Here is a 239-nt window from a genome sequence, read left to right on the forward strand (position 1 = left end):
TCGCCAGGGCGCAGCTTGTCCTTGCGGCCAGCGGCAATGCACAGTGTGGTCATTACCGGCAGCAGGGGCTCGCCGCCCTTGTTTTTCAGGCTGTCCAGCTGGTCCCAGCGCAGCGGGCTCTTCTGCAGCGCTTCGATGGCCTGGGCGCGGTGGCCTTCGGCCGGTGCCACCAGGCTGACCGCAACGCCTTTCTCGCCGGCGCGGCCGGTACGGCCCACGCGGTGTACGTGGATTTCGGC

At 69.0% G+C, this 239-nt stretch carries 1 pseudogene; it reads right to left on the reverse strand.

Annotation, left to right across the window (positions count from 1 at the left end):
- Positions 1-239 (reverse strand): annotated as a pseudogene (locus FQ664_RS26830) (ATP-dependent RNA helicase DbpA); the annotation flags it as partial.

The sequence above is a fragment of the Pseudomonas persica genome, assembly GCF_900291015.1.
Lineage (GTDB): Bacteria > Pseudomonadota > Gammaproteobacteria > Pseudomonadales > Pseudomonadaceae > Aquipseudomonas.